At 60.3% G+C, this 20880-nt stretch carries 19 protein-coding genes, 2 pseudogenes and 1 riboswitch; of the genes and pseudogenes, 8 read left to right on the top strand and 13 right to left on the bottom strand.

Going from position 1 to position 20880, the window contains the following annotated elements; all coding sequences use genetic code 11:
* Positions 1–107: 107 nt before the first annotated feature.
* Complete coding sequence (locus ACSQ3F_RS15980) at positions 108–368, bottom strand: hypothetical protein (protein WP_436101125.1); 261 nt, start codon at positions 366–368, stop codon at positions 108–110.
* Between the two features lie 210 nt (positions 369–578).
* On the opposite strand from ACSQ3F_RS15980, the gene hemF reads away from it, so the two are divergent.
* Positions 579–1490, top strand: a complete 912-nt coding sequence (gene hemF, locus ACSQ3F_RS15975; RefSeq protein WP_436101124.1) for an oxygen-dependent coproporphyrinogen oxidase — start codon at positions 579–581, stop codon at positions 1488–1490.
* 74 nt (positions 1491–1564) lie between these two features.
* Here hemF and ACSQ3F_RS15970 read toward each other — a convergent pair whose 3' ends face one another.
* Positions 1565–1840 carry a hypothetical protein gene (locus ACSQ3F_RS15970; protein WP_436101123.1) on the bottom strand — a complete coding sequence of 92 codons (276 nt, stop codon included), beginning with the start codon at positions 1838–1840 and terminating at the stop codon, positions 1565–1567.
* A 157-nt stretch (positions 1841–1997) separates the two neighbouring features.
* On the opposite strand from ACSQ3F_RS15970, the gene ACSQ3F_RS15965 reads away from it, so the two are divergent.
* Positions 1998–2261 (top strand): BON domain-containing protein, encoded by a 264-nt coding sequence (locus ACSQ3F_RS15965; RefSeq protein WP_436101122.1) that lies wholly within the window; start codon positions 1998–2000, stop codon positions 2259–2261.
* Here the strand turns inward: ACSQ3F_RS15965 and ACSQ3F_RS15960 are convergent, their stop codons facing one another.
* The 4 genes from ACSQ3F_RS15960 to ACSQ3F_RS15945 all read right to left on the bottom strand — a co-directional run bounded on the left by ACSQ3F_RS15960 (position 2262) and on the right by ACSQ3F_RS15945 (position 6506).
* Positions 2262–2876, bottom strand: a complete 615-nt coding sequence (locus ACSQ3F_RS15960; protein WP_436101121.1) for an ABC-type transport auxiliary lipoprotein family protein — start codon at positions 2874–2876, stop codon at positions 2262–2264.
* 207 nt (positions 2877–3083) lie between these two features.
* Positions 3084–4454 (bottom strand): MlaD family protein, encoded by a 1371-nt coding sequence (locus ACSQ3F_RS15955; protein WP_436101120.1) that lies wholly within the window; start codon positions 4452–4454, stop codon positions 3084–3086.
* A 70-nt stretch (positions 4455–4524) separates the two neighbouring features.
* Positions 4525–5343 (bottom strand): ABC transporter ATP-binding protein, encoded by an 819-nt coding sequence (locus tag ACSQ3F_RS15950; RefSeq protein WP_436101119.1) that lies wholly within the window; start codon positions 5341–5343, stop codon positions 4525–4527.
* A 17-nt stretch (positions 5344–5360) separates the two neighbouring features.
* A complete protein-coding gene (locus tag ACSQ3F_RS15945) occupies positions 5361–6506 on the bottom strand; it encodes an MlaE family lipid ABC transporter permease subunit (protein WP_436101118.1) in 1146 nt (381 codons plus the stop codon).
* Between the two features lie 140 nt (positions 6507–6646).
* Between ACSQ3F_RS15945 and dgcA the strand changes: the two genes are divergently transcribed.
* A complete protein-coding gene (dgcA, locus tag ACSQ3F_RS15940; protein ID WP_436101117.1) occupies positions 6647–7630 on the top strand; it encodes an N-acetyl-D-Glu racemase DgcA in 984 nt (327 codons plus the stop codon).
* Here the strand turns inward: dgcA and ACSQ3F_RS15935 are convergent.
* The 3 genes and pseudogenes from ACSQ3F_RS15935 to ACSQ3F_RS15925 all read right to left on the bottom strand — a co-directional run bounded on the left by ACSQ3F_RS15935 (position 7582) and on the right by ACSQ3F_RS15925 (position 10480).
* Complete coding sequence (locus tag ACSQ3F_RS15935; protein WP_436101116.1) at positions 7582–8802, bottom strand: MFS transporter; 1221 nt, start codon at positions 8800–8802, stop codon at positions 7582–7584. The genes dgcA and ACSQ3F_RS15935 overlap by 49 nt on opposite strands.
* A gap of 92 nt (positions 8803–8894) precedes the next feature.
* Positions 8895–9215 (bottom strand): annotated as a pseudogene (locus tag ACSQ3F_RS15930) (UDP-2,3-diacylglucosamine diphosphatase); the annotation flags it as partial.
* Between the two features lie 320 nt (positions 9216–9535).
* Positions 9536–10480: a sugar ABC transporter substrate-binding protein gene (locus ACSQ3F_RS15925; RefSeq protein ID WP_436101115.1), complete on the bottom strand. Its 945-nt coding sequence runs from the start codon at positions 10478–10480 to the stop codon at positions 9536–9538.
* A 292-nt stretch (positions 10481–10772) separates the two neighbouring features.
* Between ACSQ3F_RS15925 and ACSQ3F_RS15920 the strand changes: the two are divergent.
* Positions 10773–11262, top strand: a pseudogene (locus tag ACSQ3F_RS15920) (LacI family DNA-binding transcriptional regulator).
* Between the two features lie 44 nt (positions 11263–11306).
* Here ACSQ3F_RS15920 and ACSQ3F_RS15915 read toward each other — a convergent pair.
* Positions 11307–12146, bottom strand: coding sequence for a UDP-2,3-diacylglucosamine diphosphatase (locus ACSQ3F_RS15915; protein WP_436101114.1), 840 nt, complete (start codon positions 12144–12146; stop codon positions 11307–11309).
* Between the two features lie 202 nt (positions 12147–12348).
* Here ACSQ3F_RS15915 and ACSQ3F_RS15910 point away from each other — a divergent pair, with 202 nt between their 5' ends.
* From ACSQ3F_RS15910 to ACSQ3F_RS15895, 4 genes are all read left to right on the top strand, one after another.
* Entirely contained in the window at positions 12349–14661 is a 2313-nt protein-coding gene (locus ACSQ3F_RS15910) for an NADP-dependent malic enzyme (RefSeq protein ID WP_436101113.1), read from the top strand.
* A 172-nt stretch (positions 14662–14833) separates the two neighbouring features.
* Positions 14834–15571, top strand: coding sequence for an autoinducer binding domain-containing protein (locus ACSQ3F_RS15905; protein ID WP_436101112.1), 738 nt, complete (start codon positions 14834–14836; stop codon positions 15569–15571).
* Positions 15572–15768: 197 nt separating this feature from the next.
* The gene (locus ACSQ3F_RS15900; protein ID WP_436101111.1) at positions 15769–16413 is read left to right on the top strand and encodes an acyl-homoserine-lactone synthase; all 645 of its coding nucleotides are present in this window, start codon (positions 15769–15771) and stop codon (positions 16411–16413) included.
* A gap of 240 nt (positions 16414–16653) precedes the next feature.
* Entirely contained in the window at positions 16654–17679 is a 1026-nt protein-coding gene (locus ACSQ3F_RS15895; protein WP_436102167.1) for a DUF2865 domain-containing protein, read from the top strand.
* A 9-nt stretch (positions 17680–17688) separates the two neighbouring features.
* Here ACSQ3F_RS15895 and bluB read toward each other — a convergent pair whose 3' ends face one another.
* From bluB to ACSQ3F_RS15880, 3 genes are all read right to left on the bottom strand, one after another.
* Positions 17689–18381 carry a 5,6-dimethylbenzimidazole synthase gene (bluB, locus tag ACSQ3F_RS15890; protein WP_436101110.1) on the bottom strand — a complete coding sequence of 231 codons (693 nt, stop codon included), beginning with the start codon at positions 18379–18381 and terminating at the stop codon, positions 17689–17691.
* A 44-nt stretch (positions 18382–18425) separates the two neighbouring features.
* A riboswitch (cobalamin riboswitch) is annotated at positions 18426–18638 on the bottom strand.
* Positions 18639–18678: 40 nt separating this feature from the next.
* Positions 18679–19500 carry an SDR family oxidoreductase gene (locus ACSQ3F_RS15885; RefSeq protein ID WP_436101109.1) on the bottom strand — a complete coding sequence of 274 codons (822 nt, stop codon included), beginning with the start codon at positions 19498–19500 and terminating at the stop codon, positions 18679–18681.
* Positions 19501–19587: 87 nt separating this feature from the next.
* Positions 19588–20781 carry a phytanoyl-CoA dioxygenase family protein gene (locus ACSQ3F_RS15880; RefSeq protein ID WP_436101108.1) on the bottom strand — a complete coding sequence of 398 codons (1194 nt, stop codon included), beginning with the start codon at positions 20779–20781 and terminating at the stop codon, positions 19588–19590.
* Positions 20782–20880: the final 99 nt, after the last annotated feature.

The following is a 20880-nucleotide window of genomic DNA, read 5'->3' as shown; positions in this document are numbered from 1 at the left end:
GCAGAGCGCGGAAAAGGTATGATGAGCAACTTTGGAAGCCCGAATCGGGCAGAAGGGATCAGTAGCGATTATGCAGTTTGGAGATCGAGAAACCGGCCGGCTTGCAATCAGTCCGCACTGGGTAGGCGCCGCATGGTGAACTCGATTTCATCACCCTCGAGTTGCCGCCAGCTCTCGACCTCGGTCCAGTAGGCAGCCTTCGGCCAGGTATCGAACCACTCCTGCGCCTTTTGTCGCGCATGCATTCGATCAAGGCGGAACGTCTCGCGTACGAACACACCATCGCTTCGCTGCGGCTTGCCGCTGCGATGCCGGGCAATCTGTCGCCGCAAACCTTCGAGCGGCGGTCCTGCGGGAATTTTCGCCATGAAGCTCACCTTTCGCCAGTCGAGCCTTCCGAGATAAAGATAGGGAGATATTCCTGCTTTTGCGAGTCTGAACTTCGTCGCCCCGCGCTGCGGCAGACTGACCCTAAGGCTCTGCGCGCCGTTGCCAAACATGGCAGAAATATGATCTTTCAGAATCGGTACAAATCGGCGGGTTTCGCAACTCCCATCCCGCCAGACAGGATGATTTCCATGGAACGACCGGACCTGCCGCAGGGATTGCCCGCGGATATCGAGGACAAGAAGGCAAAGGCGAGAGCCTGGTTCGAAAGCCTGCGCGATACGATCTGCGCCGCATTCGAAACCGTCGAGGATGAACTCACCGGTCCCTTGTCCGATCGCGAACCCGGCCGCTTCGTCGGCAAGGACTGGCTCCGGGACGAAGGCGCTGGCGGTGGCGGCCGCATGTCGATGATGGAAGGCCGTGTCTTCGAGAAGGTCGGCATCCATACCTCGACCGTCCACGGCGAATTCTCGCCGGAATTCCGCAGCCAGATACCGGGTGCCAATGAAGATCCGAGATTCTGGGCCTCGGGCATTTCACTGATTGCCCATCCCGTCAACCCGAACGTCCCCGCGGTGCATATGAACACCCGCATGGTCGTCACCACCAGCCACTGGTTCGGCGGCGGTGCCGATCTGACGCCGGTGCTGGAGCGGCGCCGGACGCAGACCGATCCGGATACGATGCTGTTTCACAAGGGTATGGAAATTGCTTGCAAACGCCATCCGGTTGCGGACTATCCGAGCTTCAAGGCGTGGTGCGACGACTATTTCTTCCTGAAACATCGCAACGAACCGCGCGGCACCGGCGGCATCTTCTATGACTGGCTGCATTCGGACGACGATAAAGGCGGCTGGGACGCCGACTTCGCCTTCACCCAGGACGTCGGCAAGGCCTTCAGCCTGATCTATCCGAAGATCGTGCGGGCGAACTTCAACAAGCCATGGACGGAGGAAGATCGCGACGAGCAATTGGTGCGCCGCGGTCGCTATGTCGAATTCAACCTGCTCTACGACCGGGGAACGATCTTCGGCTTGAAGACCGGCGGCAATGTCGAGTCGATCCTGTCGTCGCTGCCACCGGTAGTGCGCTGGCCCTGACACATTCCTGTTTTCCAAACGAAAAACCCGGCCGCGCAAACGGCCGGGTTTTTCGTTGAGAGGAACGCCCGCGATTAATCGCAGATCTTGATTTTCTTGATGCGCAGGTTGCCCCAATGGTCCCAGCGCTTCACCTTCTTGATGTAGCAGGACGGCTCGTAATAACCACCGCCGTAATAGCCGCCGTCATAGAAGCCGATCGAGAAACCGCCGTGATAGTGGCCGTGATGGCGATGATAACCGTGGTGGCCGTGATGGCCGTGATGGCCATAGCCGCCAGCGTAGGACGGAGCTGCGAACGAGATAGCTGCAACGGCGGCGACGGTGGCGGAAATGATGAACTTGCGCATGATGTTCTCCTCTGTTGGTTCCTGATGAGTTCGTCTCATCCAGTGACCCAACACTCTCATGAGGCACGTGTTTGCGCTGTTTCGAATGGAACAGGACCGAACAAAAACCCCGCCCGCGCGTTGTTTTGCCAGAGAACCGGCCAGGAGCATGGGAGCCATGATCTTCAAGGAGCGCACATTTTACGGCAAGACACCTGAAGTGTTTTTTCCGCAGGATCAGGCGGACCTGGAGACACGCGTCGCCAATTGCCTGGCCACGGTAGACGGGCTCGATGCCTCGGATGTCTCGGTGATCTCCAAGGGAAACACGATCCTGTTGACCGGCGCCGTTTCGACGATCGAGGAGGTGGAGCGGGCTGAAGAAGCCGCAAGGACAGTCGAGGGTGTCGCCGAAATCGTCAACCGGATCGCGGTTGCCTGATCAGATCGTCGTCAGCGTCCAGCCAACGATATCGGCAGCCACCTGTGCAAAGGCCCCATCGAGCGCGGCGACAAAGGCCGGGTTTCCACTGCCGCTGACGGGCAGCGTTGTTTTAAAGGCTTTCTGCGCAATGATCGTGCCGTTGCGATCATTGAGAATCTTGGCGAAAATCTCAACGACCGCCGTGTCGGCGCCTTCCGTCGATATTTCGAACGCGCGGATGTTCGTGATCACCTGATAGTCGATCGCGAGCCCCTCGCCCGGCTTGCCGACGCCAGCGACCTTGCCGGTGTTTTCGAACGTTTGCACCAGTTTCGCCTGCACCATCTTAGGCAGGCGGTCACTCCATTGGGATTTTGCCAGATACTGGATTTCGGAGCCGGACAGCCGGATCACGACCTGATCGCTGTCGAGCGCCTTCAGCGCGGTCGGATCGGGAACGAGGATCTGCTTGGCGGTGGACGATGGTCCCTCGATGACTGGCGCGGTGGAAAGACTATAGGTGTCGTTGGAGGCCTTGCTGGCGCAGGCCGACACTGCGGCCACGAGGGATAGAAGAATGCAGGCCCGGATCAATCCTGCCTTTCGACCGCACGAAACACCGGGAAAATTCATTTCAAACACTATCCTTCGCCAATCAGTCGCAACTTAGAGGCTCATCCGGTCAAAACAAGCCAAAATGGCAACGCCCGCCATGTACATATGGCAGAATTCCATCAAGGCTTGCAGCCGTGCCACGCAAATTTGCTGTTTGGAAAGTCAATACGCGATTCGAAACGGAAATCCGTAGAATTTCCGGCCGAGGAAGAAGCGAATCGCGATTTAACGCCGCACGCGGCCGTCATACTGCTTGACGGTCTCGCCGCCGAACAACAGCCGCTGCGGATCCTTGTCGAAGGCCGAGATCGTCGTGTCGAGGTTCTGGACCGTCCGCCGCGTCTCGCCGACCAGCGCCTCGATATTCCGCAACCCCGAGGCTGAGAATCGTTTGAGATTGTCGGCGATCGGACCGATCTGCGCGTTCAGATTGTCGGCCATCTTGCGGAAGGAGGCAAGCGTTGCACGGGCATCGGCCGACAGGGAAGGCGCGTCGGCGTCGCCAAGGAAGCCGTCAAGCTTGACCAGAATGCCATCGACGCGGCTCGATGCGGCATTCAGCTTGTTGGCCATCTGGGTAACGTCGGTGATCGTCTGGTCGATATCGTTCTGACGGCCCCTGATCCGGTCGGCGAGTTCGCTGATGGAAGCGGCCGTCTTGCGCGCATCGGCACTTGCCGCCGACACATCGTTCACGACGCCGGTCACCTTCTGGCTGTCGACGGCCGCGATCAGCGTATCGACACGGCCAAGCGTCGCGGTCGCATTCTCGCCAAACCGCTGATAGGTCTCGGCCGTCTTCTTGAAGCTGGCGATGGTATCGGCCACGCTGCCGGATGCCGCGCTCAGCTCATTGCTCATCTTCTCGACATTGCTGACGATGTGATTGACCTTCTTCGTATCGACGGATTTCACCAGAGCTTCGGCCGATGTCAGCGTCGAATCGAGCTTGTCCGCCGCCGCCGTAATCGAGGTAGACAGGGCGCTGACGCTCTTCAGGAACTCATCGATACCTTCCGAGTTGTCGGCCAGTGCTTTGCTGAAGCGGTCAGCATTGGAGATCGTGCTGGTCAGCGGCCCGCGCACATCCTTGACGAATCCCTGGATGTCGCCGATCGCATCGTTCGCCCGATCCATGATCTTGTCGGCCGTTGCCAGAAGGCTCGTGACGCTGGACTGATCGGCCTGCATCTGCGCCGGCTTGCCCTCCTCAAGCGCCTTCTTCAGGATGTTTTCCTCGCCCTTGTTGCCACCGCTGAGCTCGAGATAGGCCGCACCGGTCAGACCCTGGATTTCAAGGGTTGCGGTCGTCGACTTGAGGACGGGCGCGTCGGCGGAGACTTCGGTTACCGCAACGGAAAAACGAGGATCGTTAGCATTGATCGCAAGGCTGCGGACCGAACCAACGGGAATACCGTTGAACCGCACCGGAGAACCGACGCTCAATCCATTGGCCGAGCCCGGAATGCTGATCACAAGTTCCACCATCTGGCCGCTGCGGCCATATTGCGACATCCAGTAGACGAAGCCGAAGGCCGCGAAGATGACCATGACGGTGAAAAAACCGACGATGGCGTAGTTGGCTTTTGTTTCCATTGCTACCGGTATCCTTCAGGGAGGCCGCAAACGCGGTTCCTTGCCTCAATCAAAATCATGGACGGCGCTGTCAGGAGGCCCTCTTGTCGTCGTCACGGACAATCGAGCGCGCACGCTTGCCCCGGAAATAGGACTTCACCCAATCGTCGTCGCAGGCGAGCATATCCTCGATCGTGCCTTCGACGAGAACCCGCTTCTGCCCGAGCACCGCGATCCGGTCGCAGACCGAAAACAGGCTGTCGAGATCGTGAGTCACCATATACACCGTCAATCCCAGGGTGTCGCGCAGTTTGGCGATCAGGTTGTCGAACTCGGCAGCCCCGATCGGATCGAGCCCCGAGGTCGGCTCATCGAGGAAAACCAGGTCGGGATCGAGCGCGAGCGCGCGGGCAAGGGCCGCGCGTTTGATCATGCCGCCGGAGAGCTCGGAGGGAAACTTGTCCGCCGCCTCCGGCGCCAGACCGACCATGTCGATTTTCAGCCGCGCCAGCTCGTCCATCAGGTCCTGCGGCAGGTTCAGATATTCCCGCATCGGCACCTGGATATTTTCGAGCACGGTCAGCGAGGAAAACAAGGCGCCGTGCTGAAAGAGCACGCCGAGGCGCATGTCGAGTTCCATGCGCTCCTCTTCGCTGACCTGGTCATATTCGACACCGAGTATCTTGATCGAGCCGGCGCGGCGCGGAAGCAGGCGCAATACCGTGCGCATCAGCACCGATTTGCCGGTGCCGGAGGCGCCGACGAAACCGAGGATTTCACCGCGGTAGATATCGAGATTGAGCTTGTCGAGCACGATATTGGAGCCGAAGCCGACCGTCAGATCACGTACGGACAGGACGATCTCCGCGCCGTTTTCGCCGCCCGCCGCATCATCATCTGTCGGTTCCACCGTAAAAGCCTCTTCCATCAGAAATCGATCGACGCGTAGAACATCGCAAACAAGCCGTCGACAAGGATGACCACGAAGATCGACTTCACCACCGATTGGGTCACGTGTTTGCCGAGCGATTCGGCGCTTCCGCCGACTTTCAGGCCTTCCACCGCGGCGACGACGCCGATGATCAGCGCCATGAACGGCGCCTTGATCATGCCGGCAAGCACAGTGGAAAAATCGACGGCCTCCTGAAGCCGCCCGAGGAAGGTCGCGAAAGTAATGCCGGAATAGCTCCAGGCGACGACGGCAGCACCCGCCAATGCCGCAAAATTGGCGATGATGGTCAAGAGCGGAAGCGCCACCGTGAGCGCCACGAGCCGTGGAAATACCAGCACGCCGATGGGGCTTAGCCCCATCACCTTCAGCGCATCGATCTCCTCGCGCATCTTCATCGAGCCGATCTCGGCGGTGATGGCGCTGCCGGACCGGCCGGCGATCATGATTGCCGTCAAAAGCACGCCGATTTCGCGCAGTTGCAGGATACCAACCAGATCGACGACGAAAAGTTCAGCGCCGAAATAACGTAGCTGGAAAGCACCCTGCTGGGCGATGATCGCACCGATCAGGAAGGACATCAGCGTGATGATCGGCATAGCCTGCACGCCCATGCGATCGATCTGGTTGACGATCGCGGCCGGCGAAAGGCCGCTGTGGCGCCCAAGCTTCAGTTGCGCACCCCGAACCGCAGAGCCGAGAATGAACATCGCAGCAACCGTGTCTTCCCAGGCAGATATCACGGCCTCACCGACAGGCGCGAAGAGCCGGGTAAAGCGGGAGCCGCGTTTCTCACTATCCTCGGCCGGTTCGGGCAATTCGTCTGGCAAGGCGCCGAGAAGCTCGACATAGCGCGGCTTGTCGCCCGTCAATTTGACCTGACCGCCCACGCGCATCATGAGGCGGCGAATGAGCCATGCCCCGGCTGTATCCATGGCCGTAACACGGCTAAGGTCGAACTCGGCCGAGGTGCCGTCCTCCGGCGCCAGCTCGCCCAATCGCTGCGTGATCGTGTGTACAGTCGCACTGCGCCAATCACCGCTGAAACGGTAGATCCGAGTTCCGTTCTTGCCAGCCTTGTCGAGCTGCACGTCGGTGTCGGTTTTCATTTGCGAAGGCGTCACGTCTGTTGGGTCTTCCGGAGATGGCTGCATTTGATAAAAGGTCAGCGACTCATAGCCGCTCCAGCCCCATCTGTCACCGATTGAAACGTTTCTGAAACAAACGGTTGGCCGCTGCGATATGGATGCCACAGGAGACACTGATGACACGTTCGCTCGATACCGTCGTTGAACACTTCCCGATCGCCGGCAGCTTCACGATTTCGCGCGGCAGCAAGACGATAGCCTCCGTGGTTGCCTGCCGCATCTCTGAAGGCGGCTTTGCCGGCATCGGCGAATGCGTGCCCTATGGCCGCTATGGCGAAACCATTGACAGCGTCCTTGCTGAAATCGAGGCAATCCGCCCCGACATCGAGGCGGGCCTTGGCCGCAAGGGCTTGCTGATGGCCATGAAGGCCGGCGCGGCACGCAATGCCGTCGACTGCGCGCTCTGGGATCTTGAAGCAAAAACGTCAGGCAAACACGTCTTCGCGATAGCAAATCTCACTGAACCGCAGCCGCTTACGACAGCGTATACCCTCTCGCTCGGGGAACCAGAGGCCATGGCAACTCAAGCCACGCAATACGCCCACCGGGCCCTGCTCAAGGTCAAGGTCGGAACCGCAGACGATGCCGCCCGCATTCGCGCGGTGCGTGCCGGAGCACCGGACAGCGCCATCATTCTCGATGCCAATGAGGGCTGGACGGAAGCCAACCTGGCCCACCATTTCGCCGTCTGCGCCGAATCGGGCGTCGCACTCATCGAACAACCGCTTCCCGCCGGGCGCGACGGCCTGCTTGCCATTGTTCCGCGCCCCGTTCCTGTCTGCGCCGACGAGAGCGTACACAAGACCGAAGACCTGCCGAAGCTCGCCGGGCTCTACGATGCCGTGAATATCAAGCTCGACAAGACCGGCGGGCTGACGGAGGCGCTGCGCATGCGCGATGCGGCGCGCGCCTTGAACCTGAAGATCATGGTCGGCTGCATGGTCGGCACCTCGCTCGGCATGGCGCCGGCTATTCTTCTGGCGCAAGGCGCCGAATTCGTAGACCTCGACGGACCGTTGCTTCTCGCCCGCGACCGCGAGCCCGGTCTGCGCTACGAGGCCTCGCTGGTCTTCCCGCCTCTTCCCGCCCTCTGGGGCTGAAGATACCAGGCCGTCAAGGCCGAGCCGCAGCCGATCAGCGCCACGACGGACATCGAATAGAAACCGTGGACTCCGAACCAGGTGTAGAAATAGCCCGACGCAAACGTGAAGATCGCCGAGAATACGCCGGTATAGAAGAAATACAGCCCCTGCGCGGAAGCCTCCTGCTCTTCCGGCACCCGCTGGACCAGCATGTTCTGCATGCCCGTATGCATAATCGCATAGGTAAAGGCGTGAAAACACTGCAGGACGAAATAGCCCGAGAAACCGAGTTCCATCGGAAAGATGATCCAGCGAACGACGGCAAGGCCACATCCGGAAAAGATCATCGCCCACAGGCTGAAGCGCCGGATGATCGTCTTGGCGCAGGCAAACATCGCCACCTCGGCCGCGACGCCGGCGCTCCACAACAGGCCGATCTGCGTGCCGCTGAAGCCGATGTGCTGCCAGTAGATCGCCGAGAAGGCAAACAGCATCGCATGGCTGCCGTTGACCAAAGTCACGCCGATCAGAAGCAATTGCAGGTCGCGTTTGCGCAAAGCCTTGGGCGGCGGCTCGGTCAGCGTCGTCAGCGTCGATGGACGCCGCGGGCGGCCGACACGCGGCGCGATCAGCGTCAAGAGGATCATCAGCAGAAAGCCGCCCACCATGGCCGGCAGCACCATCGCGCCGCCATAGACTCCGATCATCATGCCGCCGAGCATCGTCGCGGCGATGAAGGCGACGGAACCCCACAGGCGCATGCTCGCATAGTCGAAACCCCAGCGCCGCACGCCTGTCAGCGCGATCGCCTCGACGATCGGCAGATAGGGCGAGTACACGCCGCCCTGCAACGCGCAGATAACCAGCACGAACCAGAAGCTGTGGGAGGCGAAGAGGGCGAGGCCCGTCAGCAGCGAAAGAACCGCCGACCAGATGAGCACACGCGCGCGCTCACCGATCCTGTCGGCCAGAAGCCCGACCAGCGGCGCCGTGATGACGCGCACGAACATCGGCACCGCCAGAATGATGCCGATCTCGGCATCGCTGAGGGAAAGCGTGCTGAGCCACACCGGAAAATACGGCATGGCAAAACCGTTGACGATCAACGGCGCGCAGAAAAGCAAGGCGATGCGCGGCACGAAATGGGCCGGCGCATCCTCGCGATAAGGAGGCGGAGACGAGGGAATCATGGAAGGACCTGATGAACGCGTCCATGATTTATCACAGCGCCTCCATGCGGCGCTAGAAGCTAGATTCCCCTACACTCGTTACAAGGTTGCTTTTATGCCGCCTGTTGCGAAAGAGCCCGTGCCATCATCGCCTCGACCTCGGTGGTATCCTCGCGAACGGCGGGAACGCCGCTCAGCTCACGCCAGGTGATCAGTTCCATCGTGCCGTCGTGATGCTCGGCGATCGCCGTACAGCTTTCCACCCAGTCGCCGGTGTTGATATAGCGGACGCCGCCGATATCCTCCATCACCGCATGATGGATGTGACCACAGATGACGCCATCGGCATTTTCACGTCGCGCCTCGTCGGCGACCACGCGCTGGAACTCGCCGATGAAATTGACCGCATGCTTGACCTGCAGTTCCTCGAACGAAATCTCGCTCTTATCGAAGGTGCCGAGCGTCTTGCCGCGGTTGAGCACTGTGAAGCGGTTTCCAACCGCGTAGGCGTGGCGAACATTGTGCGTGATGAAGATGACGGCGGTGGAGTCGCCATCGACGGCATTCACCACGATGGCGTCGACGCCGTTCGCCACGAAGTTCTGATCATCGCATGCTTCTCCTCCGAAGGCGATAATTCGCAAGGGGCGCGGGTACTCCCGCCCGCGCCCGGCGACCTCGACGTGCGTCGCGGTCAGTTCTTCGCTTGTTCAGTGAAATCTCAGGTCAACGACTGATCGTTGCCTTGAGCACCTCAGTTGGCGCCCTTGTACCGGGCGATATTCGCAGGCGTGACGAGTTCGAACGGCACGTAGACTTTCTTCTCCACGGACTCTCCGCGTTGCAGTTTCAAGGCGGCATCCACGGAGCCCTGGCCTTGCGCGGCTGCGTTTTGGAACACAGTCACGTCCAGATCGTCCGCTTCCATCGCCGCAAGCGCGTCAGCGGTGGCGTCGATGCCCGCGACCACGACCTTCGACATGTCGACGCCTGCGGCTTTCATCGTCTGGATCGCTCCGATGGCCATCTCGTCATTGTTCGCAATGACCGCGTCGAACTCAACGCCGGCGGCCAGCCAATTCGCCATAAGGTCAGCCGCCTGGGTGCGCTGCCAATTTGCCGACTGTTCCTCGACGACCGACATGAATTTGCAGTCGTCGGTGGCAATCACATCCTTGATGTCTTTGGTGCGAATGCGCGCCGCCTGCTGTTGCAACTGACCCATGATCACGAGGACTTTTGCGCCCTCACTCTTGCCCATCTCTTTGAGCTGCCGGCAGGTCTCCCGCGTTTGCAACGTGCCCGCTTCCACCTCATTCGACGCAACGAAGGCCTGCTTGTCCGGAAGGCTATCGACGTTGATCGGCTCGTAATTGACATAGACCAGCGGAATTCCGGCCTTGGAGGCGGCTTCCGACATGGCGACGGCAGCGTCGGTATCGACCGTATTCACGATGATCGCGTCAGTGCCAGATGCAATGAAGTTCTGAATTTGACTGAGCTGTCGTGACATATCTCCTTGCGCATCCTCGATCTGGAGCGTCACGCCGTCGAGACCGGCCGCATATTTGGTCATTCCCTCGCGCAGGATCGTCAGAAAGTTGTCGTCGAACTTCGAGATGGATACGCCGATGTTTTCGGCGTGTGCCGTGCCGGCCAGTAGAACCATGACGGCAGTCGTCACTGCAGCCCTTTTCATCGCTGCTCCTCTATTTGCTAATGTCCGGACACACCCGGAACGATCCCAATTCCACTCAGGGCCGACCGTGTCGGCTCCGGACACGAGCTTTTTCAATACGGACTTCATGTCATTCCTCCCATAGGCGCCTCCCACTCCTCGGCGGCGCGTGAAAACATTGCTACCGGGTGCAAAATCATTTGCTACCGGTAGCAAGCATGCATAGCTATAAGATTGTTGCTAAGATAAATCAACCACTCATTTCATTTTAATAAAAAATGGAATAAACGTTTCGAAACGAAGAGGTTCGACGATGAAGCGAGCAACGGCTCAGAACGTGGCCATCGAAGCAGGCGTCTCGAAATGGACGGTCATCCGCGCATTTACACCCGGCGCCTCGATCACCGAGACGAGCCGGCAAAAGGTCATGGAGGCGGCCGCAAAACTCAACTACGCTCCCAATCTGCCACCAACCTGTATTGCGCCGAGGCCGAGGCAATGCGGCGTTATCTCGAAACCACGGTGCCCAAAGACCGCATCAATGTGCTGATGTGCGAGAACGACATTCTGGCCATCGGCGCGCTCGACGTCATCCGCAGCGAATTCGGTCTTTCCGTTCCGGCCGACATCGCAGTCGTCGGTTTCGACGATGCCGCGCCTTCGGCCGCACCCGTCTCTGACCTGACCACCTATGCGCAGCCGATAGAGGAGATGGTCAAGTCGACCATCGACATGATCCTCGGCCGGCGGGAAAACTCACCATCAATATTCGCGGTCGGCTTGTGGTGTGGGCCTCGACCTAGGTGCTAGATTTCCCTACAGTTTCTATTTCCCTACAGTCCTTGCTTTATGCCGCCTGTTGCGAAAGAGCCCGTACCATCATCGCCTCGACCTCGGTGGTATCCTCGCGAACGGCGGGAACACCGCTCAGCTCACGCCAGGTGATCAGTTCCATCGTTCCGTCGTGGTGTTCGGCGATCGCCGTGCAGCTTTCCACCCAGTCGCCGGTGTTGATGTAGCGGACGCCGCCGATATCCTCCATCACCGCATGATGGATGTGACCGCAGATCACTCCATCGGCATTTTCACGCCGCGCCTCATCGGCGACCACGCGCTGGAACTCGCCGATGAAATTGACCGCATGCTTGACCTGCAGTTTCGCCCAGGCCGAAAACGACCAGTAGGGCAGACCAACGCGGCGGCGGACGGCCGACAGCCCGATATTGATGAGGATCGCCATGTCATAGGCCCAGTCACCGAGATAGGCGAGCAGCCGCGCATTGCGCACCACGACATCGAATTCATCGCCATGCAGCACCAGATATGTCTTTCCATCGGCGCCCTCATGCATATGCCGTTGGGCAACCTCGATGCCACCGAAATGCACGCCAGGGAAATCGCGCATGAATTCGTCGTGGTTGCCGGGAATGTAGATGATGCGGCTGCCCTTGCGGGCTTTGCGCAACAGCTTCTGAACAACGTCGTTACAGGACTGCGGCCAATACCAGCTGCGTTTCAACCGCCAGCCATCGACGATGTCGCCGACCAGGATGATCGTCTCGGCCTCGGTGACACGCAGGAAATCGAGAAGATAGTCGGTCTTGGCCGCTTTCGATCCCAGATGCACATCGGAAATGAACAGGGTCCTGAAACGGCGAATGGCTGGGTCTTGCTCTTTCTCAGTCATGCTGCCTCGCAGATCTATCGGGCCACTTTTACCCCTGTCAAAAACAGACTCTTGTTTCAGGAGAATGACAGCCTGTGGATCGGCCATTTCCCGGCTGAAACAGCAGTTCCGGAAAACCAGGGACAATCGAGCGGTTCGAAACTGTACGGGGCGTTCGTTTCGTGCAAAAAGAGCCGCGACGAAAAGGTAGGGATTCACGAATATGAGCACCGGCGACAAAGCCAAGACCCCAACGGTTCCAGCAAGCGGCGATCTCGATGAACAGGCGCTGTTCTTCCATCGTTATCCGCGTCCCGGCAAGCTCGAAATCCAGCCGACCAAGCCGCTCGGCAACCAACGCGACCTGGCACTCGCCTATTCGCCGGGCGTCGCAGCCCCTTGCCTCGCCATCCGAGACGATCCGTCAACTGCCGCCGATTACACGGCCCGCGCTAATCTGGTCGCTGTCGTTTCCAACGGCTCGGCCGTTTTGGGCCTTGGCAATATCGGCCCGCTCGCTTCCAAGCCCGTCATGGAAGGCAAGGCCGTCCTGTTCAAGAAATTCGCCGGCATCGATGTGTTCGATATCGAGATCGACGCACCCGCGATCGACCAGATGGTCAATGTCGTGGCAGCGCTGGAGCCGACCTTCGGTGGCATAAACCTTGAGGACATCAAGGCGCCGGAATGTTTCGAGGTCGAGCGTCAGCTGCGCGAGAAGATGGATATCCCAGTCTTCCACGATGACCAGCATGGAACCGCGATCATCGTCGCCGCCGCCATTCTCAACGGCCTCGAACTCGCCGGCAAGGATATCGCCAAGGCAAAGATCGTCACGTCCGGCGCAGGGGCCGCGGCCCTTGCCTGCCTCAATCTTCTGGTGACGCTCGGCGCCAGGCGCGAAAACATCTGGGTGCACGATCTCGAAGGGCTCGTCTATGTCGGCCGCGAAGTGCTGATGGACCAGTGGAAGTCGATCTATGCGCAGGACAGCGCCAACCGGGTGCTCGCCGACAGCATTGCCGGTGCCGACGTTTTCCTCGGCCTGTCCGCAGCCGGCGTCCTGAAGCCGGAACTCCTGGTGCAGATGGCGGAAAAGCCGCTCATCATGGCACTTGCCAACCCCAATCCGGAGATCATGCCGGAAGTCGCCCGCGCCGCTCGGCCAGACGCGATGATCTGCACCGGCCGGTCGGACTTCCCCAACCAGGTCAACAACGTCCTGTGTTTCCCCTATATTTTCCGCGGCGCGCTCGATTGCGGCGCCCGCACGATCAACGAGGAAATGAAGATGGCCGCCGTACGCGCCATCGCAGCCCTTGCCCGCGAAGAGCCGTCCGACGTCGCCGCCCGCGCCTATTCCGGCGAAACGCCGGTCTTCGGCCCGGACTACCTCATACCCTCGCCCTTCGACCAGCGTCTGATCCTGCGCATCGCGCCGGCTGTCGCCAAGGCTGCCGCCGAAAGCGGCGTCGCCAACCGGCCGATCACCGATTTCGACGCCTATCTCGACCAGCTCAACCGCTTCGTTTTCCGTTCCGGCTTCATCATGAAGCCGATCTTCACCGCCGCCAAGAACGCCCAGAAGAACCGGGTGATCTTCTCCGAAGGCGAGGATGAGCGCGTGCTGCGCGCCGCCCAGGTACTGTTGGAAGAAGGCACGGCCCGCCCGATCCTGATCGGGCGTCCACAGATCATCGAGACGCGGCTGAAGCGCTACGGCCTGCGCATCCGTCCCGACACCGATTTCGAAGTGGTCAATCCGGAAGGCGATCCCCGCTTCCGCGACTATGTCGACGAGTATTTCTCGCTGGTCGGCCGCCTTGGCGTCATTCCGGAAGCGGCCCGCACGATCGTCAGAACCAACCAGACCGTCATCGGCGCTCTCGCCGTCCGGCGCGGTGAAGCCGATGCGCTGATCTGCGGTGTCGAAGGCCGTTACAGCGCTCATCTGCGCGCCGTTTCGCAGATCATCGGCAAGCGCGAAGGCGTGCTCGACTTCTCTGCGCTCAGCCTGCTCATCTCGCCGCGCGGCACGACCTTCCTCACCGACACCTATGTGACCTTCGATCCGACAGCGGAGGAGATCGCCCAGAAGACGATCATGGCGGCCCAGGAGATCCGCCGCTTCGGCATCACCCCGCGCGCGGCCCTCGTTTCGCATTCGAATTTCGGCTCAAGGGATTCCGACAGCGCCTCCAAGATGCGCAAGGCGATGCAGATCGTTCGCGACCTCGCCCCCGACCTCGAAGCCGATGGTGAAATGCACGGCGATTCCGCCATTTCGGAAATTCTGCGCAAGCGTGTCATGCCCAACAGCACGCTGACAGGCGAAGCCAACCTGCTTGTCTTCCCCAATCTCGATGCGGCCAATATCACGCTCGGTGTCGTCAAGACCATGACCGACAGCCTGCATGTCGGCCCGATCCTTCTCGGTACCGCCCTGCCCGCCCACATCCTGTCGCCATCGGTCACCTCGCGCGGCGTCGTCAACATGGCAGCACTCGCCGTGGTGGAAGCCTCGCATCCAGCGTGAGGCGACATCGATTGAGCCAGGTACCTGGCTCAATCGAAACAACAAAACCGCACAAAATTGCAATCTTAGATTGATAACACAAGAAACGCTTTATTAACCAAAGATTGCACTGGACAAAGAGTAAAAACCGTTATCATGGTAAAATACCTTTAAATCACAGGGTATTTGCAACATGACTGACCAACGGGCATTCTTTGACCTGCTGGACATTATGGAAAACGAGAAACTCGTTGAAGCAAAACGGTTTTTCGCCCTGATGCGCAGCACTTTCAGTATTGCAAATCTGCTTTACGTCGACGTTAATATCTTAACGTCGGGATTCGTAGTACATAGACTACACCATACCTACAGCGCCAGCGCAGTCAGAACTTATATCGATGAAGGATTTCTCCGGATCGACCCGATCCTTCGGTCGGCCATGGGCAGCATCAGGCCGGTGGACTGGGCGACCGCCCGCAAACCTTACCCCGAAAGCGAACCACTCTTTTCCGCGGCCGCCCATCATGGACTTGGCGTCGATGGCATCACGCTGCCGCTTGCCGCGCCGACGCGCCGGCTGGCTTTTTTAGCGATCCATGCCGATGTCCCGCCCGAGGAATGGCCGGCCTACAGGCGTTGTCATCTGCGTGATTTCCAACTGCTCGCCAATCTTTTTCATGCATCCCTTCTGGAAAACGACAGCAGGATCCACCTCTCTGAGCATGGCAACAAGACACTGACCCATCGGGAGACCGAAGTGCTTGGCTGGGCAGCGGCCGGCAAGAGCTACTGGGAAATCGGCACCATCCTCGGCATTTCCGAGCGCACCGTCCGCTTCTTCATGACCAATGCCCGCCGCAAGCTGAACGTCGTATCCAACACGCAGGCCGTCGCCCAGGCCGTCCGGCGTGATCTCATCCCGACTTTCTGACCCCGCCGAAGCAGCTTCGTCTAGGACGCCCCAATCCATTTCCAGTGCCGGAATCGCCAACTCAGTGCGTCCGAAAGGACGCACTGGATTTCATCACAGTCGACGTGCACTCGAAACCTGTCACTACCGACAGTTTTGCCGATTGCCGATCACTGACAACATTTGCTCCTCGCATTCGAGATTACAGGAGCAAAAAAATGATCAGGATCTTCAACCGCAACAGCCGCAAACAGTATCCCCAGGATATCGACGCCATGTTCCGGCTGCGCAAGCGCGTCTTCCACGATCTGTTGAAATGGGATGTATCGGTCCACGGCGATTGGGAGATCGACCACTACGACGACGCCAATCCCCTCTATGTGCTGTCCTACTCCGACCAGACCGGCCGCCTGCGCGGCTCTCTGCGGCTGCTTCCGACGCTTGGGCCCAACATGCTCGACGATACCTTCCCCATTCTGCTCGGGGATAATCCGGAGGTTCGCGATGCCTCGGTGTGGGAGTCGAGCCGTTTCTGCATTGATCCGGAGATTTCGCAGGATCGCGGCTCCAATCAGGTGACGATCGCCGCCGCGGAACTGATGTGCGGCGTCGGCGAACTCGGACTGTCCTCCGGCCTCAGCCATATCGTCACCGTGACGGATGTCTTCCTCGAGCGGATGTTCCGCCGCATGGGTTGCCCCGGCGAGCGCATCGGCGAACCGCAGCGCATCGGTTCGGTCTATGCGGTCGCCGTCGCCTGGGAAGTAACGACCGAACTGCTGGAAACGATGAAAGCCGTCGCTCAAATCGGCGGACCGGTCCTGGAAACGCCGATGTCGCTCGAAACCGCCCGCGCCGCCTAACGTCGGCTTCCGGAGGGCCGCGACCGCGGCTCTCCGGCCACATCGGTGGAATTTCCCGGGCTCGCGTTAACGCTGGCAAGCGGACTGCGTTGCGCCTCTTTCGAATGGCGGTATGATAGGCACATGGCTTGGAGCGCGGCAATAATCCGCCACGCCCGATAGAGTGCCGGTTCGCTCAGACGAGAGAAAACATTGATTTTCCGTTCGGTTCGCTTCGCGGCGCTTATCGCTCCGCTTCTCATGGTCATGACGGCCACTGCCGACGCCGCGACGGTGTGCGAACGGCTGAGTGCGCGCCTGTCGAACCTGCCGAAGATCGTCGCCTCCAACGCCAATCTGCGCGACTACACCGGCGCAATCGCACGGCAGAACCTTGATCTGCGCAGGGCGCGCGCCGACCGGCGGCGCCTGGGATGCAGTTCCGGCAGCGTCATCATCGTCGGCGATCCGAACGAGCAGGCCTGCGCGGCCCTCGACAGCGAAATCTCGCAGATGGAAATCAAACTCGAAACGCTGAAGACCCGCCGCGAATATCTTGTCTCCGGTGGCGACAGCGAAATCAGCCGCCGCCGGATCATGGCCGCTCTCTACGTCAATCGCTGCGCCGAGGAGGAGGAGGAGATCCTGCGGGCCGCGGCCGAAGAGCCGGAAACGCATCGCAACATCCTGAAGGATCTGCCGCCGATCAGCGAAAGCGAGCCGGCCTTGCGCGGCAGTGCCGATGTATCCGATTTCACCCTGCCGGGCGCTGACTATGGCGGCAGCCTGCGTACGCTGTGCGTCCGCACCTGCGACGGTGCCTTCTTCCCGATCTCGTCCAGCGCTACGCCCGCCGATTTCCAGCGCGATGCCGAGGCTTGCCAACGCCGATGCCCGGGTGCGGAAACGGCGCTCTATTACCATGCGCTTGCGACCGAAGAGACCGATCAGATGGTCTCGGCCTCCACAGGCGAGCCCTATATAGAACTGCCCACGGCTTTCGCCTATAAGACGCGTGACCGCAGCCAGCCCGGCCAATGCGGTTGTGCGCCTGCCCGCCAGACCGCCACGAACCAGAGTACGCCGGACGATGGCAGCGGCATTCTTGAGATCAAACCGCGCAAGGCCGACAAGACGCAGGCAAAGACTGCCGTTGCAGACCGCCCCTACGATCCGCAGAACAGCAAGGTGCGCGTTGTCGGACCGAGCTTCCTGCCCTCTCAGGAATCGTCGATCGACCTGAAACATCCGACAGGCCCCGGATACCAGCAGCAACAGACCAATTGATCAATGTCTCTAGCTCGCCGGCTTGACACCCCAGGCGTCAGCAAAGACCAGTTCATCGAGCGCCAGTCGCTGCCGCCAGCCTTTGACGGCCAGTTCGGGTTCCGCATAGAGCTGATCGACGTAGCCAAGGCAAAGCCAGGCGATGATCTCGATGTGATCGGGTATGCCGAGAACTGCCTTGACGTCGCGCTCGTGGAAAATGCTCACCCAGCCGACGCCGACGCCTTCCGCCCGCGCGGCAAGCCACAAGTTCTGCACGGCGCAGACCGTCGAAAACGCATCCATACGCGGATTGTGCGTCCGGCCGAGAACGACCTTGCCGGCGCGGGTCGGATCGCAGGTGATGCAGAGGCTCACCGGCGCCTTGCGGATGCCTTCCAGTTTAAGCGAGCGATACGTATCGCGCGCGGCGCCATCGAACATCAGCGCCGCCTCCTCGTTGGCCTGCTGAAAGGCTTCGAACACCTTTTGGCGCCGGTCTTCGTCCCGCACGACAATGAAATTCCACGGCTGCATGAAACCGACGGAGGGCGCGCTGTGGGCGGCGGCGAGAAGCCGTGCGACCAGTTCGTCCGGCAGAGGCGTTGGAAGGAACTGATCCCGCACGTCGCGGCGGGTCTCGATGGCGCGGTAGACGGCGGCGCGCTCGTCCGGTGAAAATGCTTCCGCCCTGACAAGGCGGTCTTGCGGTTCCGTTTGCATCGTTTGATCCCCAACAATGCGAAACCTCCCGCCGTCCGCGCGGGGCTGGTCTATCTCGTCAGGCCGGTCTTCTGACTGCGGATCAACCGGCCTTGCCGCCTTCCCAAATCACATGAGGACTCAGTGGCAGAATTCTGAAAATACTCAGAAATTCATTAAAGCAAAGCCGTCCCCGTCACAGCGTTGGGCACGTCCCGGATTTTCACCGGATTCCCGATTCTCCCGCTTTCGCGGGCACCTGAACCAAACCGATAAAGGCACAGCGGGCCGCCGAATGCAAGCGGCCCGCCTGTTCTCTTACAGGGCAGTGACCGGATGCGGAGAACCGTCATAGGCGCCCCAGATCGACTGGTCGAAGCAGATGACCGATCCCGTCATAAGGCCGGATTCCGCCGACGAAAGATAGGCACAGGCGCGTGCCACCTCGGCCGGATCAACCAACCGGCCGAACGGCTGGCTCGCTGCCGCCTCCTCCAGCCAGTCGCTCGCGGCGCCATGAAACTCGCGCTGGATGCGATCCTCACCTTCCGACGCCATCCAGCCGATGTTGAGCCCGTTGACGCGGATGCGGTTGCGCAGCACCGCATAGGCCGTGTTCTTGGTCAGCGTTTCCAGCGCACCCTTGGAGGCGCAATAGGCTGAGATGAACGGCTGCCCGGCCTTGGCCGACATCGAGCCGATATTGACGATCGTCCCCTCTGTCTTTTCCCGGCGCATCACCTTGATCGCCTCCTGCATCAGGAAGAACGGCGCGCGCACGTTGACGGCGAACATGCGGTCGAACAACTCCGGTGTTGTATCGAGGATGGTGCCGCGATCGGTAATCGCAGCCGCATTCACCAGCGCATCGACACGGCCGAACTGTGCGTCACAGGCCGCGACCACCTTGCGCGCGTCCTCCACCTCTCCGAGATCGGCCTGTACGTACACCACCTTGGTCCCCGCGGCCTTACCGATCTCGGCCGCCTTGACCTCCCCTTTCGCGGCATTGCGACCACAGATGACGATGCCAGCGGCACCCCGTTCGGCAAACAGCGCCGCGATCGTCGCTCCCAATCCTTGCGTACCGCCGGTCACAATCGCGATCTTGCCGTCAAGGCGGCCATAATCGTTGCTCATTCCGTTTCCTCCATTTTAGACATTGATGACACCGAAAACTTCCGCCCGGAAACCGGACGGAAGTTTTAAAGATTTGGCGTGCTGACGTCAGCTCAGTTTCTTCTCCGCCTGTGCCGCAAGTGCTTCGGCGAAAGCCTCCGCCTCCCATCCGCCAGCCAGCGCCTCATGCATCAACTGCGCCTGCGTCTTCGGCGCCAGGCCGCCGAGCGGCGGATCGCGGTCCAGGTTGGTGGGGAAGGAATAGCCTTCCGCGCAGGACGCGATCGCATTGGCCGCCTGCGCATCAGATAGCCGTCCATCGTCCAGCATGGCTCTCAGGGCCGGATAGAGCGTTGCACTCATCCGCTCGCGGTTGACCGTCTCCATCGCCCGGCCGAAGGCGGACGAAACCTGCAGCAGATTGGCGACACGCTTGATGCCGGCCGAACGATTGGTGCCGGCAGCGTGGAAAAGCGCCGGGTTGAAGAACACCAGATCGCCCTTGGACAGCGGCAGTTGCACGTGGTTCCGATCAAAATAGTCGCGAAATTCCTGTCGTTTCAGTGCCAGATAGCCCGGCACATAGGTCTGGCTGTAGGGCAGAAACAGCGTCGGCCCGCTTTCGAGCGGCATATCGCAATGGGCAACCGCCCCCTGCAAGGTGAGCACCGGCGACAGCCGATGCACATGGGCAGGAAACTGCTCGATCACGGCTGATGTCTGGAAGCCGAGATGATAGTCGCGATGCGCCGATTGCGCCGCACCGCCCGGATTGACCCGGTTGACCTGCGCCGTCATCTGGTAGCTCGGCCCGAGCCAGGCCTCGCTGACCAGCGCGATCAGCATGTTGCCGTAATAGGTCGCGAAATTCTCCGGATCCTTCAGGCAGTGCTTCTCCAGCGAATTCCAGATGCGGTCGTTGGCGCCGGGCTTGGCAAAATGGTCACCGCCGCCGGTATTGGTGCGATTCTGCTCGTTGATGATCTCGTCGAAGACATCGCTTGCCGCATCGATGACGTCCGTATTCTCGAAAGCCTGCTTCAGGACGATGACGCCCGGCCCGGTCGCGAAAGCCTCGCAGATCTCTGCAAGCACCGCCCGGCGTCCATCGTGTGTCGCGGCTGTCTTCAGAACACTGGCGCCGTCATAGATCAGCACGTTCTTCTCGACACTTGCCGCATGTGGATAGTCACTGAGCTGCGTCGTCCGCTCCACCTCGGCGCGGAAATCCTCCAGATCGCAGGCGGCTTCGGTCAGCCAGACCCGGTCGGCGCGCTGCCTCAGAACATTGTCGGTCTTCATCCTTTTTCCTCCCGTCGGATGCCGTTCGATGGTTCGACTATACGCGGCGGAAAAATCTGATATAGAGCAGGAATCCATCAAAAACCCATCAGAACGGAA

This window comes from Pararhizobium sp. LjRoot238, from assembly GCF_964252955.1.
Taxonomy (GTDB): Bacteria; Pseudomonadota; Alphaproteobacteria; order Rhizobiales; family Rhizobiaceae; genus Pararhizobium.
The sequence above is the reverse complement of the archived record's forward strand: the minus strand, read 5'-3'. Positions and strand labels throughout refer to the sequence as shown.